This window comes from Hydrogenophaga borbori (assembly GCF_003417535.1).
GTDB lineage: Bacteria > Pseudomonadota > Gammaproteobacteria > Burkholderiales > Burkholderiaceae_C > Hydrogenophaga > Hydrogenophaga borbori.
In genome coordinates this window covers 25,041-41,229 of the sequence record NZ_QVLS01000001.1, presented here as the reverse complement: position 1 = coordinate 41,229, position 16,189 = coordinate 25,041, and the positions used below count along the sequence as shown (strand labels likewise).

At 69.1% G+C, this 16,189-nt stretch carries 16 protein-coding genes; 10 read left to right on the top strand and 6 right to left on the bottom strand.

Translation table 11 applies throughout. The annotated features are described in order from the left end of the window. Positions 1-2: 2 nt before the first annotated feature. Both xerD and DY262_RS00190 read right to left on the bottom strand, forming a co-directional pair. The gene (gene xerD / locus DY262_RS00195) at positions 3-920 is read right to left on the bottom strand and encodes a site-specific tyrosine recombinase XerD (protein ID WP_116957011.1); all 918 of its coding nucleotides are present in this window, start codon (positions 918-920) and stop codon (positions 3-5) included. Positions 921-928: 8 nt separating this feature from the next. Then, entirely contained in the window at positions 929-1,906 is a 978-nt protein-coding gene (locus DY262_RS00190; RefSeq protein WP_116957010.1) for a tripartite tricarboxylate transporter substrate binding protein BugE, read from the bottom strand. 214 nt (positions 1,907-2,120) lie between these two features. On the opposite strand from DY262_RS00190, the gene DY262_RS00185 reads away from it, so the two are divergent. The 5 genes from DY262_RS00185 (at position 2,121) to DY262_RS00165 (ending at position 7,206) form a co-directional block, all read left to right on the top strand. After that, the gene (locus tag DY262_RS00185) at positions 2,121-3,080 is read left to right on the top strand and encodes a TAXI family TRAP transporter solute-binding subunit (RefSeq protein WP_116957009.1); all 960 of its coding nucleotides are present in this window, start codon (positions 2,121-2,123) and stop codon (positions 3,078-3,080) included. Positions 3,081-3,152: 72 nt separating this feature from the next. Beyond that, a complete protein-coding gene (locus DY262_RS00180; protein WP_116957008.1) occupies positions 3,153-5,207 on the top strand; it encodes a TRAP transporter permease in 2,055 nt (684 codons plus the stop codon). A 13-nt stretch (positions 5,208-5,220) separates the two neighbouring features. Continuing rightward, entirely contained in the window at positions 5,221-5,631 is a 411-nt protein-coding gene (locus DY262_RS00175) for a DUF1850 domain-containing protein (protein WP_116957007.1), read from the top strand. A gap of 29 nt (positions 5,632-5,660) precedes the next feature. Beyond that, positions 5,661-6,575: an AEC family transporter gene (locus tag DY262_RS00170; RefSeq protein ID WP_116957006.1), complete on the top strand. Its 915-nt coding sequence runs from the start codon at positions 5,661-5,663 to the stop codon at positions 6,573-6,575. Positions 6,576-6,642: 67 nt separating this feature from the next. Continuing rightward, positions 6,643-7,206, top strand: coding sequence for a glutathione peroxidase (locus DY262_RS00165; RefSeq protein WP_116957005.1), 564 nt, complete (start codon positions 6,643-6,645; stop codon positions 7,204-7,206). Positions 7,207-7,272: 66 nt separating this feature from the next. On the opposite strand, the gene DY262_RS00160 is transcribed toward DY262_RS00165, so the two are convergent. The 3 genes from DY262_RS00160 to DY262_RS00150 all read right to left on the bottom strand — a co-directional run bounded on the left by DY262_RS00160 (position 7,273) and on the right by DY262_RS00150 (position 10,581). Next, complete coding sequence (locus tag DY262_RS00160) at positions 7,273-8,472, bottom strand: branched-chain amino acid ABC transporter substrate-binding protein (protein WP_116957004.1); 1,200 nt, start codon at positions 8,470-8,472, stop codon at positions 7,273-7,275. Between the two features lie 163 nt (positions 8,473-8,635). Next, on the bottom strand, positions 8,636-9,067 hold the full coding sequence (locus tag DY262_RS00155) for a DNA polymerase III subunit chi (protein ID WP_116957003.1): 432 nt from the start codon (positions 9,065-9,067) through the stop codon (positions 8,636-8,638). Positions 9,068-9,081: 14 nt separating this feature from the next. Next, positions 9,082-10,581, bottom strand: a complete 1,500-nt coding sequence (locus tag DY262_RS00150; RefSeq protein ID WP_116957002.1) for a leucyl aminopeptidase — start codon at positions 10,579-10,581, stop codon at positions 9,082-9,084. A gap of 27 nt (positions 10,582-10,608) precedes the next feature. Here DY262_RS00150 and lptF point away from each other — a divergent pair, with 27 nt between their 5' ends. The 5 genes from lptF to DY262_RS00125 are packed head-to-tail and all read left to right on the top strand — an operon-like array spanning position 10,609 to position 15,331. Next, a complete protein-coding gene (gene lptF / locus DY262_RS00145; protein WP_116957001.1) occupies positions 10,609-11,715 on the top strand; it encodes an LPS export ABC transporter permease LptF in 1,107 nt (368 codons plus the stop codon). Then, entirely contained in the window at positions 11,712-12,830 is a 1,119-nt protein-coding gene (gene lptG / locus DY262_RS00140; protein WP_116957000.1) for an LPS export ABC transporter permease LptG, read from the top strand. Before lptF ends, lptG begins: the two co-directional genes overlap by 4 nt. Positions 12,831-12,832: 2 nt before the next feature. Continuing rightward, positions 12,833-13,198: a sirohydrochlorin chelatase gene (locus DY262_RS00135; RefSeq protein WP_116956999.1), complete on the top strand. Its 366-nt coding sequence runs from the start codon at positions 12,833-12,835 to the stop codon at positions 13,196-13,198. Continuing rightward, complete coding sequence (locus tag DY262_RS00130; RefSeq protein WP_070399902.1) at positions 13,195-14,139, top strand: CysB family HTH-type transcriptional regulator; 945 nt, start codon at positions 13,195-13,197, stop codon at positions 14,137-14,139. Before DY262_RS00135 ends, DY262_RS00130 begins: the two co-directional genes overlap by 4 nt. A 10-nt stretch (positions 14,140-14,149) precedes the next feature. Then, on the top strand, positions 14,150-15,331 hold the full coding sequence (locus DY262_RS00125) for a pyridoxal phosphate-dependent aminotransferase (protein ID WP_116956998.1): 1,182 nt from the start codon (positions 14,150-14,152) through the stop codon (positions 15,329-15,331). A 72-nt stretch (positions 15,332-15,403) separates the two neighbouring features. Here DY262_RS00125 and DY262_RS00120 read toward each other — a convergent pair whose 3' ends face one another. Continuing rightward, positions 15,404-16,120, bottom strand: coding sequence for a Rieske (2Fe-2S) protein (locus DY262_RS00120; RefSeq protein ID WP_116956997.1), 717 nt, complete (start codon positions 16,118-16,120; stop codon positions 15,404-15,406). Between the last annotated feature and the right edge of the window lie 69 nt (positions 16,121-16,189).

The following is a 16,189-nucleotide window of genomic DNA, read 5'->3' as shown; positions in this document are numbered from 1 at the left end:
CCTCAGCCGCGCGGGTGGTGCTGCGCCACCACCGTCTTGAGCCGCTCGCGCGCCACATGGGTGTAAATGGTGGTGGTGGAAATGTCCGCGTGGCCCAGCAGCATCTGCACGGCGCGCAGGTCGGCACCGTGGTTGAGCAGGTGGGTGGCGAAGGCGTGGCGCAGGGTGTGCGGCGACAGCGGCGCGGTGATGCCGGCCTCGCGCGCGTAGCGCTTGACCAGCTGCCAGAACATCACGCGCGTCATGGCCGAGCCGGCACGCGCGCCGCGCGAGGTGACGAACAGGTCCTCGCTCGCCAGGCCGCCCAGGATCGCCGGCCGGCCTTCGGTGAGGTAGCGCTGCAGCCAGTCGCCCGCCACCTGGCCGAAAGGCACCAGCCGCTCCTTGTTGCCCTTGCCGGTGATGCGCAGCACCTGCTCGGCCAGGCCCAGATGCCAGGTCTTGAGAGTGACCAGTTCGCTCACGCGCAGCCCGCTGGCGTACATCAGCTCCAGCATGCTGCGGTCACGCAGGCCCAGCGGGGTGTCGTCGTCCGGCGCGGCCAGCAGGGCTTCCACCTGGGCTTCGCTCAAGGTTTTGGGCACACGCAGCGGCTGGCGCGCCGGCGCCAGCCGCAGGGTCGGGTCGGCGGTGATGAAACGCTCGCGCAGGGCCCAGCGGTAGTAGCGGCGGAACACCGTGAGGCGGCGGTTCGCGGTGCTGGCCCGCGTCTGCGCGTGGCGCTCGGCGAAGTAGCCGTGGATGTCTGCTTCCAGCGCCTCGGGCAAGGCCTTGCCCTGGCCGCGCAGCCAGGCGTCGAAGAGCGCCAGGTCGCGGCGGTAGGCATCCAGGGTGTTGCGCGACAAGCCCTCTTCGAGCCAGAGGCTGTCGATGAAGGCCGACAGCGTGGGGTGCTCGTCGGCCTTCTTGCTGGGGGCCATCCGCCGAATCAGTCGAGCCGCAGCTTCTGCTTGGCCACCACCTGCTTGTAGACCTCGAACTCGGCCTTGATCTGCGCCGCGAACTCGCTCGGCGAGTTGCCCACCACCAGCGAGCCGGTGTCCTCGATGCGCTTGCGCACCGCCGGGTCCTTCAGCGCCTCGGCGGCGGCGGCGTGGATCTTGTTCACCACGTCGGCCGGCAGGCCCTTGGGACCGATGAGGCCGTAGTAGGCCATGCGGTTCACCGGCTCCAGGCCCATTTCCTTGAAGGTGGGCACGTTGGGCAGGGCCGCCACGCGCTGCGGCGCCGCCACCGCCAGCGCGATCAGGCGCCCGCCCAGGATGTGCGGCAGCGCCGAGGGCAGGTTGTCAAAAATGATCGGCACCTGGCCGCCGATGGTGTCGTTGAGGGCCGGGCCCGCGCCGCGGTAGGGAATGTGCGTGATGAAGGTGCCCGTCAGGCTCTTGAACAGCTCGGTCTGCAGGTGGCCGATGCCGCCCGTGCCCGAGCTGGCGTAGCTGTACTTGCCGGGGTTCTTTTTCACCTCTTCGAGAAAGGCCTTGAAGTCCTTGGCCGGGAAGCTGGGGTGCACCGCGATCACGTTGGGCGTGGCCGCGATGTTCATGATGGGTGTGAAGTCGTTGAGCGTGTCGTACGGGATCTTGGGGTTGATCGCGGGGTTGGCCGCCGTGGTCGACACCGTGGCCACGCCGATGTAGTGGCCGTCGGGCGTGGCGCGCGCCAGTTCCTGCGCCCCCACCACACCACCGCCGCCGGCGCGGTTGAGCACGATCACGTTCTGACCCAGTGCCTTGCCCAGCGGTTCGGACATGACGCGGGCGATGATGTCGGTGGTGCCGCCGGGCGCGAACGGCACCTGCAGCGTGACGGGCTTGCTGGGAAAACCCTGGGACAGCGCCGGGCCGGCGGCAAAAACCAGACCGGCAGCCAAAGACGCCAGGTTGAAGAGACGGCGTTGTGTCATGCGATTCACTCCAGAGGAACGGTAAGGACCGCGGCTCGCAAATCGCGTGCCCACAGTGGGCGCCATTGTGGGCCACGGGCGCGCGCCCCGAATTGGGGGTGGTACGGCCTGGGGAAAACCCGGGGCCGCCTACGCGTTTCCCGCGAAGCGCGGGGGCCGAACCCTGGGTTAAGGTCGCCCATCCCTCACCCACCACAACATCAGGAGACATCACATGCGTCTGATCCGCCACATCGGCCTGGGCATCAGCCTGGCCGCCGCACTCGCCGCCAGTGGCGCCGCCCTGGCGCAACAGCAGTTCGTCAACGTGCTGACCGGTGGCCAGGCCGGCGTGTACTACCCGCTCGGCGTGGCGCTGGCGCAGGTGTACGGGCAGAACATTCCGAACGCGCGTGCCACCGCGCAGGTGACCAAGGCGTCGGCCGAAAACCTCAACCTGCTGCAGGCCGGCCGCGGTGAACTGGCCTTCTCCCTGGCCGACGCGGTGTCCGACGCCTGGAACGGCAACGCCGAGGCCGGCTTCCCGAAGAAGCTCGACAAGCTGCGTGGCCTCTCGGCCACCTACAACAACTACATCCAGATCGTGGCCAGCGCGGACTCGGGCATCAAGACCCTGGCCGACCTGAAGGGCAAGCGTGTGTCCGTGGGCGCCGCGCGCTCGGGCACCGAACTCAACGCCCGCGCCATCTTCAAGGCCGCGGGCCTGAGCTACCAGGACCTGGGCAAGGTGGAGTACCTGCCGTTCGGCGAATCGGTCGAGCTCATCAAGAACCGCCAGCTCGACGCCACGCTGCAGTCCGCCGGCTTGGGGGTGGCCTCCATCCGCGACCTGGCCACGGCGGTGAAGATCGTGGTGGTGCCGATCCCCGCCGAGGTTGTCGCGAAGGTCGGCGATCCGGCCTATCAGCCGGCCACCATCCCGGCCAACACCTACGGCGGCCAGGCGGCCGATGTGCCCACGGCGGCGATCCCGAACTTCCTCGTCACGCATTCGGGCGTGTCCGATGAACTGGCCTACCAGATGGCCAAACAGCTCTACGCCAACCTGGACAAGCTGCACGCCGCGCACAACGCGGCCAAGGCCATCAACCCCGCCAATGCCATCAAGGGCATGCCGGTTCCCCTGCACCCGGGCGCCGAGCGCTACTACAAGGAAGCGGGCCTCATCAAATAGTCCTTCTGCCTTGAACACACGGCCCCGCACGGGGCCGTTGTGCTTTCTTGCCCGTCCCGAGTCGAGGATTTCATGAGCGACGCGACACCCTCCGCCGATACCCCCACCCACGCGCCCTTGCGCGGCGCCATCTTCTGGGTGGCCATCGCCTTCTCGGCCTACCAGATCTGGATGGCCTCCTTCCACCCCCTGTCGAGCCAGGTGATTCGGGCCATCCACGTGGGCTTCGTCCTGCTGATGATCTTCGCCCTGTACCCGCCCTTCGAACAGCGCGAGGGGGCACTGGGCGCGCTCGGCCGAGCGCTGGGCTGGGTGCTGGGCGGGGTCGGCTTCCTGTTCGGGCTGTACCACTGGGTCTACGAAGCCGACCTGACCGCGCGCGCGGGCGAGCTGATCGCACCGGACTGGGTGGTCGGTGTGGTCACCATCGCACTGGTGTTCGAGGCCGCGCGACGGGTCATGGGCTGGGGCCTGCCGCTGATCTGCGCGATGTTTCTTGCCTATGCTCTCTTCGGCCAATACCTGCCGGGCGTGCTCGCCCACCGGGGCTACGGGCTCGACCAGGTCGTCGGCCAACTCGGCTTCGGCACCGAGGGCATCTACGGCACGCCCACCTACGTGTCGTCCACCTACATCTTTCTGTTCATCCTGTTCGGCGCCTTCCTGGAACAGGCCGGCATGATCCGCCTGTTCAACGACTTCGCCATGGGCACGGTGGGCCACACCCGCGGCGGCCCGGCCAAGGTGTCGGTCATCTCTTCCGGACTGATGGGCACCATCAACGGCTCCGGCGTGGCCAACGTGGTCACCACGGGCCAGTTCACCATTCCGCTGATGAAACGCTTCGGCTACTCGCCGGCCTTCGCCGGCGGCGTGGAGGCCACCGCCAGCATGGGCGGGCAGATCATGCCGCCGGTGATGGGCGCGGTGGCCTTCATCATGGCCGAGACGATCAACGTGCCCTACGTGGACATCGTCAAGGCCGCCCTGATTCCCGCCATCCTCTACTTCGGCACCGCGTTCTGGATGGTGCACCTCGAAGCCGGCCGCAAGGGCCTGCTGGGACTGCCCAAAGACGAATGCCCCAACCCCTGGGCCGCCGTCAAGGACCGCTGGTATCTCCTGCTGCCACTGGCCGGCCTGGTCGGCCTGCTGTTCTCCGGCTACACACCGCTGTTCTCGGGCACGGTGGGGCTGGGGCTCACGGTCATCCTGATCTTTGGCGCCGCCGTCATCAGCGGCGTCAAAGGCAACGCGCTGCGCGTGCTGGCCTGGGTGCTGCTGGGCTTGGCCACGGCGGGCTTCTACCACTTCGGGGTGGGCACCTTCTACGTGATCACGCTGCTGTTGGTCGCCCTGAGCTTTGCGCTTCGCCGCGGCGGCGATGCCCGCCAGCTGGCCGTGCAAAGCCTGGTGGATGGGGCACGCCACGCGCTGCCGGTGGCCATCGCCTGCGCGCTCGTGGGCGTGATCATCGGGGTCATCAACCTCACGGGCGTGGCGGCCGAAATCGGCGGACGCGTGATCGCCATCGGACACGACAACCTGTTTCTGGCCCTGCTGCTGACCATGCTCACCTGCCTCGTGCTGGGCATGGGCATTCCGACCATCCCCAACTACATCATCACCAGCTCGCTCGCCGCGCCGGTGCTGCTTGAGCTCGGCGTGCCGCTGATCGTCTCGCACATGTTCGTTTTCTACTTCGGCATCATGGCCGACCTCACCCCACCGGTGGCCCTGGCCTGCTTCGCAGCCGCCCCCATCGCCCGGGAGACGGGGCTGAAGATCAGCGTTCAGGCGATCCGCGTGGCCATCGCCGGGTTCATCATGCCCTTCATGGCGGTGTACTCCCCCGCGCTGATGATGCAGAGCGACGACTGGGGCGCCGTGGCCTACGTCGTCCTCAAGGCGGTGCTGGCCATCGCGATGTGGGGGGCGGGCGCCATCGGCTTCCTGTTCGCGCCGCTGGCGTGGTGGGAGCGCTTGTGGGCGGTGGTGGCCGCCTGCTTCCTGGTGGCCGCCCTGCCGCTCACCGACGAGATCGGCCTGGCGGCGATCGTGCTCTTCGTCGCCTGGCACTGGTGGCGCACACGCCGCCCGGCGATGGGCCGGGCCGGCGCGCGCTGAGGCGGGCGACAAAGTGGCAGCGGGCCTGCTGGGGCTGTGCCTGGCGCTGGCCGCGGCCCCGCAACACGCGGTCTTCGTGCCGGGCCGGCACTTCACCCTGGCGTGGGTGCACAGCATCGAAAAGGTGCGCTGGGAAGAAGACTACGAGGTGAGCGGACCGCCCGCGCGCCTGTTGGCCACCGCCGCGCGCATCAAGGGCTCCGCGGCGGGCATGGAGCCGCCGCCCGACGCCCGGTTGCGCGACGGCTGGTACCACTACACGCCCACGGAGCGATCGCCCCGGCGGCTGCCGCTCACGCGCTCGGAGTTCACCGCCGACTTCGAGCTGTGCGTGAACGGCCGCTGCCAGCCCATGGGCCACTGGCTGCGCTCCGATGGCAAGGTCACCGAAATGACGGCCTGCGAGCGGGCGGCGTCGCGCTGAGGCCACGTCGCGCCCTTACGATTCGCGCCGTGAACTTCGCCCAACTGCTCTTTCCCGATTTCTCGCTCATCCTGTGCGGCTACCTGGTGTGCCGCTTCACCAAGCTCAACCGCCCGGTGTGGGAACAGGTCGAGAGCCTGGTCTACTACTTCCTGTTCCCGGTGCTGCTGTTTCAGAGCATCGTCAAAAACCCGCTGGACCTGGGGGCCGCCTCCGCCCTGGTCGGCGCGGCCGTGTCGCTCGCGCTGTGCGCCATCGCCCTCACCTACTCGCTGCCGCATTGGCCCTGGCTGGGCCGGTGCATCGACGTGCGGCTGCACGCGGCCAGTGCGCAGGTGGGCTTTCGCTTCAATTCCTTCATCCTGCTCGCGCTGGCCGACCGGATCGCGGGCCCGCAGGCGCTGCTGATGGTGGCGGTGATCATCGGCTGCTGCGTGCCCATCTTCAACGTGGGGGCCGTCTGGCCCATGGCGCGCCACGCCAACAAGGGCTTCGGGCGCGAGTTGCTGCGCAACCCGCTGATCATCGCCACGGCATCGGGCCTGCTCGCCAACCTGCTGGGCTTCTCGCTGCCCGACTGGCTCGCGCCCACGGTCAACCGCATCGGCCAGGCCTCGCTGGCGCTGGGCCTCATGGCGGCCGGCGCGGGCATGCAATTCGGCAGCATGGCCTCGGCCAAGACGCTGGCGGTGGCGGTGCTGGCCATCAAGCACCTGGCCATGCCGCTGATGGCCTTCGGCCTGGCCCGGCTGTTCCGGCTGGATGCCACGCAGACCGCCGTTCTGCTGACCTTTTCTGCCGTGCCCACGGCGTCGAGCTGCTACGTGCTGGCCGCGCGCATGGGCTACAACGGGCCCTACGTGGCCGGACTGGTGACGCTGTCCACGCTGCTGGGCATGCTGAGCCTGCCCTTCGCGCTGGGGGTGCTGGGCGGCCTTCGCTGAGGTTTCTCCCGGCTCGCGCCAGGGGCGCTGGGACGCCCGGTTGTCGACCGTCGGGCGGCGGCCCACAATGCCCCGCATGAAACGCCGCCTCCTCTGCCTTGCCGCCCCGCTGGCCCTGCTGGGCGCCCCCTTCGCCCGGGCGGGCGCCTGCCCCGCCCTGCTGAACCACCGCTTCCCCCGCCTGCAGGACGGCGCGCCACAGGACCTGTGCCAGTACGCGGGCAAGGTGCTGCTGGTGGTCAACACCGCCAGCTACTGCGGCTTCACGAAGCAATACGAAGGCCTGGAGGCGCTGTTCGCCAAGTACCGCGAGCAGGGGCTGGTGGTCCTCGGATTCCCGTCGAACGATTTCGCCCAGGAAACCGGCGACGCGAAGCAGATCGCCGAGCTGTGCTTCAACACCTACGGCGTGCGCTTCCCGATGTTCGACAAGAGCGTGGTCACGGGCGCGCAGGCCAACCCGCTGTACCTGCAGCTGCGCCAGGCCACCGGCGTGTCGCCGCGCTGGAACTTCCACAAGTACCTCGTCGGCCGCGACGGCCACGTGATCGATCAGTTCGCCAGCGCCACCGAGCCCATGGGCCGCACCCTGACCCGGGCCGTGGAGGCGGCACTGGCGGCCAAGGGCTGAGCGCCGCCCGCCCAAAGAAAAAGCCACCGCGAGCGGTGGCTTTTTGCTGGCCGAGGGCTGAGGGGATCAGCGGATCACGGCGATGGTGGTGCGGTTGCCGCCCTTGTAGGTCATGAGCGTCAGGGCACCGTTCTTGATGTCGCCCTTCTCGTCGAACTCGATCTTGCCGGTCACGCCGTTGTAGTTCGTGGCCTTGAGCGCGGGCAGGTAGACCTTCGGGTCGGCCGAGCCGGCGGTGACCATGGCGTTGGCCATGACCTTGACGGCGTCGTACACGTACGGGGCGTACACCTGCACGTCGGCGTTGAACTTGGTCTTGAAGTCGGCGCGGAACTTGTCCATGCCGGCCTTCTGCTCGCCCTCGACACCACCGGCCTCGGCGCAGTAGACCTGCTCGTCGCTGATGCCGTCGCCGGCCAGCTTGGGCAGCTCGGAGGTGCAGATGCCGTCGCCGCCCATGAACTTGGCCTTGATGCCGAGCTGCTTCATCTGCTTGAGCATGGGGCCGGCCACGGCGTCCATGCCGCCGAAGAACACCACTTCCGGTTTCTTGGCCTTCAGGGTGGTCAGGATGGCGTTGAAGTCGGTCGCCTTGTCGTTGGTGAACTCGCGGCCCACCACGGTGCCGCCAGCGGCCTTCACGCCCTTCTCGAACTCGTCGGCCACACCTTGGCCATAGGCCGTGCGGTCGTCGATCACGGCCACGTTCTTGGCCTTGAGGGTTTCGATGGCGTACTTGCCGAGCGTGCCGCCCAGGTGCACGTCGTCGGCCACCACGCGGAACGCGCCCGGGAAGCCCTGGCGGGTGTACTTGGGGTTGGTCGCCGAGGGCGAAATCTGGGGGATGCCCGCGTCGTTGTAGAGCTGCGAGGCGGGGATGGTGGTGCCGGAGTTCAGGTGGCCGATGACGCCGTTGACCTTGGCGTCGACCAGCTTCTGCGCGGCGGCCGTGCCCTGCTTGGGATCGGCGGCGTCGTCTTCGGCCAGCAGCTCGAACTTGGCCTTGGCGCCACCGATGGTGAGGCCGGCGGCGTTCAGTTCCTCGATCGCCATGCGGGCGCCGTTCTCGTTGTCCTTACCCAGGTGAGCGATCGCGCCGCTGGTGGGGCCGACGTGACCAATCTTGACCACGACCTCCTGCGGTGCGGCCGGGGCGGGTGCCGCAGCGGGCGCCGCGGCGGGAGCGGGAGCAGCCTCTTCCTTCTTGCCACAGGCGGCGAGCGCGACGGCGGCGGCAAGCACTGCCAGTTTCATGTTCACTTGCATGGGATTTCCTTGATAAGGATGGATTGATTTGCGGAGGGAACTTTTTTTCTCCACCGCATAAAGATACTCCAAAACGATCCGGCTTTTGGCCGGGACAGCAGCCTAAAGCAGGGTTCGGAGAGCCGTTCGAGGGTTTTCCTGAAGCCCTCGCGCGGCCCGCGGCTCACTCGCCAGCGGCCTTCAGGTCGTGGCGCTGCGGCTCGATGCCGTCGGCCTGGTAGCGGCGCCAGCGCTGACGCGCCGAGGCGCGGTCCTCGTCGTTCAGGCCCACGACCTCGATCACGCGCTCGAAGCGCGCGTAGCCGTCCGGCACGGCCTCGCCCAGGTTGACCAGCACCTGGGTGGGCGCGCGCTCGTCCAGCCGATCGAGCAGGTGGACAGGCGAGTGGCGGCGCGTGGGCTCGGGGTCGGCCTGAACACAGTGGGGCACGAACTCGCCCTGGGCGAGCAGCCACAGCCCGCGGTCCAGGGCGTCGATCTGGTCGCCGGGCGCCAGCACGGTCACGCGCGCGCCCTTCAGGTAGGCCTTGCGCAGCAGGCGGCAGACGTAAGCGGCCTTGTCGGGCGCGTTGAAATGGAAGGCCACCTCGGCCACGGCGCGACCCGGTTTCAGCGGCTGGCGCTGCGCGCCTTGGCCCTGGCCTTGGCCTTGGCCTGGCCGGCGGGGCGCGCGGCCTCGTTCAACAGGTACTGCAGCAGCAGCGGCACCGGGCGGCCGGTGGCGCCCTTGGCCGCGCCACCGCGCCAGGCCGTGCCGGCGATGTCCAGGTGCGCCCAGGGCAGTTCGGTGGCGAAGCGCTGCAGGAACTTGGCCGCCGTGATGGCGCCGCCCGCGCGACCGGCCACGTTGGCCACGTCGGCGAAGTTGGACTTCAGGCCCTCGGCGTAGTCGTCGTCCAGCGGGAGGCGCCAGCACAGGTCGCCCGACTGCTCGCCGGCCTCGGCCAGGGCCTGGGCCAGCTCGTCGCGCGCACTGAACAGGCCGCTGCGCACCGCGCCCAGGGCGATCACGCAGGCGCCCGTGAGCGTGGCAATGTCGACCACCGCGCGCGGCTTGAAGCGCGCGGCGTAGGTGAGCGCGTCGCACAGGATCAGCCGGCCCTCGGCGTCGGTGTTGAGGATTTCGATGGTCTGGCCGCTCATGCTCTTGACCACGTCACCGGGCTTGATGGCTCGCCCGTCGGGCATGTTCTCGCAGCTGGGGATGAGGCCCACCACGTTGAGGGCCGGCTTGGCCTCGGCCAGGGCGGCGAAGGTGCCCAGCACGCTGGCCGCGCCGCCCATGTCGAACTTCATTTCGTCCATCTCGGCCGCCGGCTTCAGGCTGATGCCGCCGGTGTCGAAGGTGATGCCCTTGCCGACCAGCACCACGGGGGCGTCGGCCTTGCCGGCGCCCTGGTAGCGCAGCACGATGAAGCGCAGCGGCTCGGCCGAGCCCTGGGCCACCGCCATGAACGAGCCCATGCCCAGGGCCTCCACCTCGCGCGGGCCCAGCACCTCGGTCTTGATACCGGGCAGGCGGCCGAGCTGGCGCGCGGCGTCGGCCAGGCGGCTGGGCGTGGCGTGGTTCGCCGGGCGGTTGGCCCATTCCTTGGCGAACTCCACACCCGCCACCACGGCCTTGCCGGCCTGGAAGCCCGAACGCACGGCGCCGGCGTCGCTCACGCCGAAGGTGACCTTGGCCAGGGCGCGCGGCTTGGCGCTGGGCTTGGTGGTGGTGTACACGTAGGAGGCATCCGCGCAGGCCTGCACGGCGGCGCGCAGCCCATCGGCGTCGACTGCCACGAGAGAGAGCACCACCGCCAGGCGGGTGACGCCCGGCGCCTTGAGCTGGGCCACGCCCGCGCCCACCGCCTTGCGCAGCGCGGCGGCGTCGGCCGTGCCGGCGCGCACCAGCAGCACGCGCGGCGCCTTGATGCCTTCGGGCCGGTAGCAGGCCAGGCTCTTGCTCACGCCGCCTTCCAGGTCGTCGTCCTTGAGCGCCCGGGCCACCAGCGCGTGCAGCGGCGACTGGCCCTTGGGCAGCGCATCGGGCACCAGCACCAGCAGCGCATCGGCGGGGAATTCGGCGGCCTGGGCCGGGCTCAGGGTCTTGAGGTCGAAGTTCATAATTCGGGTTCGTTCTGTAGCCAATCGATGTTATTCCATTCGTCCATCCGCAAGGAGCTCGCCCGCAGCTTCGGGGCCACCCTGGTGATCCTCTTCACCATCGTGCTCACCATGCTGCTCATCCGCACGCTGGGGGCGGCGTCCAAGGGCAGCGTCGATCCCCAGGAGATCATGCTGGTGCTGGGCTACACCGTCATCGGGCGCATGCCCACGGTGCTCACCCTGGCGCTGTTTATTTCCATCGTGTTCACGCTCTCGCGCATGTACCGCGACAGCGAAATGATCATCTGGTTTACCAGCGGACGCTCGCTCGGGGGCTTTCTGGGGCCGCTGCTGCGCTTCGCCTGGCCGGTGCTGCTGGTGATCATGCTGATGGTGTTCTTCGTCTGGCCCTGGGCGAACCAGCAGGTGAACGACCTGCGCGACCGCTTCGAGCGGCGCGGCGACCTGGAGCGCGTGGAGCCGGGGCAATTCCAGGAGTCCTCCAGCGGCCGACGCGTGTTCTTCATCGACAAGGACACGGCCGACGGCACCGAGGGCCGCAACATCTTCATCTCGAGCACCGAGCCCAACGGCAGCGAAACCATCACCTCGGCGCGCTCGGGCCGCGTCGAATGGCTGGACGAGCGCCAGTTCCTGATGCTCAACAACGGCCAGCGGCTCGAGACGCGGCCCGACGGCGGCCTGCGCGTGAGCGACTTCGGCGAGTACGGCACGCAGATCGGCCAGGCGGGCGGCAACCTCGGGGCGGGCGTGGAGCTCAAGGCCCGCCCGAGCTGGGAACTCATCATGGACCCCAGCCGCGCCAACCTGGCCGAGCTGGGCTGGCGCGTGGGCCTGGCGATCACGGCCTTCAACTTCGTGCTGATCGCCTTGGCCACCACCGTGGGCAACCCGCGCGCGGGCCGCAGCGGCAACCTGTTCTTCACGCTGTTCGCCTTCGTCTTCTATTACAACCTGCTCAACATCGGGCAGAACTGGGTGGCGCGCGGCGTGATCGATCTGCTGCCCTTCATGCTGGGCCTGCACGGCGGCGTGCTGCTGCTCACGCTGGTGTGGTTCTACAAGCGCCACCAGGGCCTGAGCCTGCGCGACCTGCTCACGGGCTGGCGCCGCCGGGAGGCCGACGCATGAAAACCATCCGCCGGCTGATCTATGGCGAGGTGTTCGCTGCCGTGTTCTTCGTGCTGCTGGCCTTCCTGTCGCTGTTCTTCTTCTTCGATTTCGTCGACGAATTGCCCGACATCGGCAAGGCCTCGGTGCTCGACCCGACGCGCGTCTACGGCCTGCCGGACGCGTTGCTGTACGTGGGCCTGCTCACGCCCAGCCGCATCTACGAGCTGCTGCCGATCGCGGTGCTGATCGGTTCGGTGTTCGTGCTCGCGCGCCTGGCCCAGGGCTCGGAGTACACCATCCTGCGCACCAGCGGCCTGGGGCCCTGGCGCGCCCTTCGCACCATGCTGGGGCTGGGCGCGGTGTTCGTGCTGCTGACCTTCGCCATCGGCGACTACCTGGCGCCCTTGGCCGACCGCGGCGCGCAACTGCACAAGGCACGCTTCCAGGGCGCCATCAGCCTGGGCCAGACCGGCGCCTGGCTGAAAGAGAAGCAGCCCTACAGCAACTTCTCGGTCAACGTGGGTTCGATGTCGCCGCAGGGCGAGCTGGGCAATGTGCGCATCTTCGAGTTCAACAACCAGGGCTTCCTGGTGTCCACGCTGCACGCGCAGAGCGGGCGCATCGAGAACGACGAGAGCTGGACGCTGCGCCACGTGCAGCGGCGCGAGTTCGACGCCGCCGGCCAGCAGTCGGCCAAGGTGCAGCGCAGCACCCTGGAGAGTTTTCGCTGGCCCACCAGCCTGAACACCGAAATGGTGTCGGTGGCCCTGCTCAAGCCCGAGCGCATGCGCACGGCCGACCTGTTCGCCTACATCCGCCACCTGGAGGCCAACGGCCAGACCGCGCAGAGCCATGAGATCGAGTTCTGGCGCAAGGTGTTCTACCCGCTGTCCTGTCTCGTGATGGTGGTGCTGGCCCTGCCCTTCGCCTACCTGCACTTCCGCTCGGGCAGCATCACCGGCTACGTGTTCGGCGGGGTGATGATCGGCATCAGCTTTTTCCTGCTCAACAACGTGTTCGGCTACATCGGCAACCTCAACCAGTGGCAGCCCTGGCTGGCGGCGGCCTCGCCGGCGCTCATCTATTCGGTCTTCTCGCTGGGCGCCTTCGGGTGGCTGGTGCTCAAGCGCTGACCATGCTGGGCGTCATCGTCTTCGCCCATGGCTCGCGCGACCCGCAGTGGCGCGCGCCGGTGGAGGCCGTGGCGCGGCGCATCGCCGAACGCGCGCCCGACACGCTGGCCGGCACCGCCTACCTGGAGCTCACCGAGCCCGATCTGCCCACGGCCGCGCGCGGCCTGGTGCGCGCCGGCGCCACGCGACTGCGCGTGCTGCCACTGTTTTTCGGCATGGGCCGGCACGCGCGCGAGGACCTGCCCCGGCTGGTGGAGGGCGTGCGGCGCGAGCACCCGGGCGTGCCCATCGAGCTCATGCCCACCGCCGGCGAAGACCCACGTTTGATCGACTTGCTGGCCACACAGGCCTTGAAGGAGGGTGCATGAACCTGCACCAGTTCAAGTTCGTGCAGGAGGCGGTGCGCCGCAACCTCAACCTCACCGAGGCCGCCAAGGCGCTGCACACCTCGCAGCCCGGCGTGTCCAAGGCCATCATCGAGCTGGAGGACGAGCTCGGCATCGAGATCTTCGCCCGCCACGGCAAGCGCATCAAACGCGTCACCGAGCCGGGCCAGCAGGTGCTCAAGAGCATCGACATCATCCTGCGCGAGGTGAACAACCTCAAGCGCATCGGCGAGCAGTACTCGGCACAGGACAGCGGCACCTTGTCCATCGCCACCACCCACACCCAGGCGCGCTACGTGCTGCCGGGGCCGGTGGCCGCGCTGCGCCAGGCCTACCCCAAGGTCGGCATCAGCCTGCACCAGGGCTCGCCCGACCAGGTGGCGCGCATGCTGATCGAGGAGGTGGCCGAGATCGGCATGGCCACCGAATCGCTGGTGAACTACCCCGAGCTCGTCACCCTGCCCGCCTACGAATGGCAGCACGTGCTGGTGTTCCCCTTCGACCACCCGATGCTCGCGCGCGAGCGCATCGGACTGGAGGAGCTGGCGCAGTTGCCGCTCATCACCTACCACCCCAGCTTCACCGGGCGCACGCGCATCGACCAGGCCTTCGCGCTGCGCCACCTGCAGCCCAACATCGTGCTCGAGGCCATCGACTCGGACGTGATCAAGACCTACGTGAAGCTGGGCATGGGCGTGGGCATCGTGGCCGAGATGGCGGTCAAGGGCGAGAACCAGACGCCCGACCTGGTCTCGCGGCCCGCGGGCGCGCTGTTCGGCCACAACCTCGCCCGCGTGGCCTTCAAGCGCGGCACCTACCTGCGCCAGTTCGTTCTGCGCTTTGCCGAGCTGCTGTCCGAGCGCCTGTCGCGCGAGCTGATCCAGCGCGCCATGGCCGGCGAACCCGACGAATACGACATCTGAACCCCACACCATGGACACCGTGACCCAGCCCCGCACCCCCGCCCTCGCCTCGCGCCTGCCCCAGGTGGGCACCACCATCTTCACCGTCATGTCCACGCTGGCGGCCGAGCACGGCGCGGTCAACCTCGGCCAGGGCTTTCCCGACTTCGGCTGCGACCCGGCCCTGCTGGACGCGGTCGACGGGGCCATGCGCGCCGGCCACAACCAGTACCCGCCCATGACCGGCGTGCCCGCGCTGCGCCAGGCCATGGCCGACAAGGTGCAGGCGCTGTACGGCCGCCGCTACCACCCGGACACCGAGATCACCGTCACCGCCGGCGCCACCCAGGCCATCCTCACCGCCATCCTGGCCGTGGTGCACCCGGGCGACGAGGTCATCGTGCTGGAACCCTGCTACGACAGCTACGTGCCCAACATCGAGCTGGCCGGCGGGCGCGTGGTGCGCGTGCCGCTGGTGCCGGGCAGCTTCCGCCCCGACTTCGACGCCATCGCCGCGGCCATCACGCCGCGCACGCGCGCCCTGATCGTCAACACCCCGCACAACCCCAGCGGCATGTGCTGGACGGACGCCGAGATGCGCCGCCTGGACGAACTGCTCGCGCCCACCGACATCGTGCTCATCAGCGACGAGGTCTACGAGCACATGGTGTTCGACGGCCTGCCGCACCACAGCGCCGCGCGCTACCCCGGCCTGGCGGCGCGCGCCTTCATCGTCAGCAGCTTCGGCAAGACCTACCACGTGACCGGCTGGAAGGTGGGCACCGTGCTGGCGCCCGCCCCGCTCACGGCCGAGTTCCGCAAGGTGCACCAGTTCAACGTGTTCACGGTGAACACGCCCATGCAACACGCCCTGGCGGCCTACATGGCCGACCCCGCGCCCTACCGCGATCTGCCGGCCTTCTACCAGCGCAAGCGCGACCTGTTCCGCCAGGGCCTGGCGAAGACCCGTTTCCGACTGCTGCCGGGCGAAGGCACCTACTTCCAGTGCGTGGACATCTCCGCCCTGGCCGTGCCCGAGCGCGAACTGCCGGAGGCCGATTTCTGCCGCTGGCTCACGGCCGAGATCGGCGTGGCGGCGATCCCGCTGTCGGCCTTCTATGGCGACGGCTTCGACCAGAAGGTGGTCCGCTTCTGCTTCGCCAAGAAGGACGAGACCCTGGTCGCCGCTCTGGAGCGCCTGCAGCGGCTGTGATCGATCCGGCGCCGGGCCGCCCCCGGCCGGATCGGCCCCCTCGGGGGCAGCCGTGGCGCGCGGGGACCGTGTTCAGCAACGGATGGGGTTGCGGCAGAAGCGCTCCAGCTCGCGCACCGTGCTGCGCCCCGCCGCCGCCTGGCGCACGCCGGGGCCCATCTCCAGGCTCAGCTTCATTTCGTACTTCTTGAAAAACGCCTCGAACAGCTCGCCGCCGAGCGTGCCGGTGGCGGTGAGCTGGTCGCTCCGGGCATCGTGCTCCAGCAGCACCGCGCACAGCGGCTGCTCGGCCGGGCCGCGCAGCACCTGGGCGCCGCGCGCGGGGTCGTACTGGCTGTGGTCGGCGCAGCAGTGGATCAGGTCGTTGCCCTGGCTGGGCGTCTGCGGGTTGGCCGCCGGGCCTTTGCGGAAGCTGATGAAGCTCAGCTCCTTCGTGGGGTAGACCAACTGGTGCGCGCAGATGGCCGAAAAGGCCACCACGCTGCGCCTCGCCCCCACGCCGCCGGGCCATTCGTAGATCTGTTTGTCCTGGGTCGCCAGCGTCGTGGGCGGCGCGGCCTTGCCCAGATCGAGCAGGAAGACCGGCGTGGCCTCGAAGGGGTAATGAAAAACGTAGTTGACCTGGGCGCGCAAGCGGCTGGCCTTGACCGGCTGGCCCTGCTCGTCCACCAGCAGGGTGCGCGCGTAGGCGCGCGGCCGGGCGTCGGCGGCCCAGGCGGTGCGGGCCAGGACACCGCTCAGGGCGGCGGCGCCGACGGCGCACGATTCGACGAAATCACGGCGGTCCATGGGCGGTCTCCTCATGACCGTGCCAGTGAAGCGCAGCAGGCCCCGCCCGTCAATTCGTGGCGGCCATGC

What these genes read in the sequence shown, in the direction of transcription:
- xerD (WP_116957011.1), bottom strand. Translation starts at nt 920, where the DNA reads ATGGCCCCCAGCAAGAAGGCCGACGAGCACCCCACGCTGTCGGCCTTC.
- DY262_RS00190 (WP_116957010.1), bottom strand. Translation starts at nt 1,906, where the DNA reads ATGACACAACGCCGTCTCTTCAACCTGGCGTCTTTGGCTGCCGGTCTG.
- DY262_RS00185 (WP_116957009.1), top strand. Translation starts at nt 2,121, where the DNA reads ATGCGTCTGATCCGCCACATCGGCCTGGGCATCAGCCTGGCCGCCGCA.
- DY262_RS00180 (WP_116957008.1), top strand. Translation starts at nt 3,153, where the DNA reads ATGAGCGACGCGACACCCTCCGCCGATACCCCCACCCACGCGCCCTTG.
- DY262_RS00165 (WP_116957005.1), top strand. Translation starts at nt 6,643, where the DNA reads ATGCCCCGCATGAAACGCCGCCTCCTCTGCCTTGCCGCCCCGCTGGCC.
- DY262_RS00160 (WP_116957004.1), bottom strand. Translation starts at nt 8,472, where the DNA reads ATGCAAGTGAACATGAAACTGGCAGTGCTTGCCGCCGCCGTCGCGCTC.
- DY262_RS00150 (WP_116957002.1), bottom strand. Translation starts at nt 10,581, where the DNA reads ATGAACTTCGACCTCAAGACCCTGAGCCCGGCCCAGGCCGCCGAATTC.
- lptF (WP_116957001.1), top strand. Translation starts at nt 10,609, where the DNA reads ATGTTATTCCATTCGTCCATCCGCAAGGAGCTCGCCCGCAGCTTCGGG.
- lptG (WP_116957000.1), top strand. Translation starts at nt 11,712, where the DNA reads ATGAAAACCATCCGCCGGCTGATCTATGGCGAGGTGTTCGCTGCCGTG.
- DY262_RS00135 (WP_116956999.1), top strand. Translation starts at nt 12,833, where the DNA reads ATGCTGGGCGTCATCGTCTTCGCCCATGGCTCGCGCGACCCGCAGTGG.
- DY262_RS00130 (WP_070399902.1), top strand. Translation starts at nt 13,195, where the DNA reads ATGAACCTGCACCAGTTCAAGTTCGTGCAGGAGGCGGTGCGCCGCAAC.
- DY262_RS00125 (WP_116956998.1), top strand. Translation starts at nt 14,150, where the DNA reads ATGGACACCGTGACCCAGCCCCGCACCCCCGCCCTCGCCTCGCGCCTG.
- DY262_RS00120 (WP_116956997.1), bottom strand. Translation starts at nt 16,120, where the DNA reads ATGGACCGCCGTGATTTCGTCGAATCGTGCGCCGTCGGCGCCGCCGCC.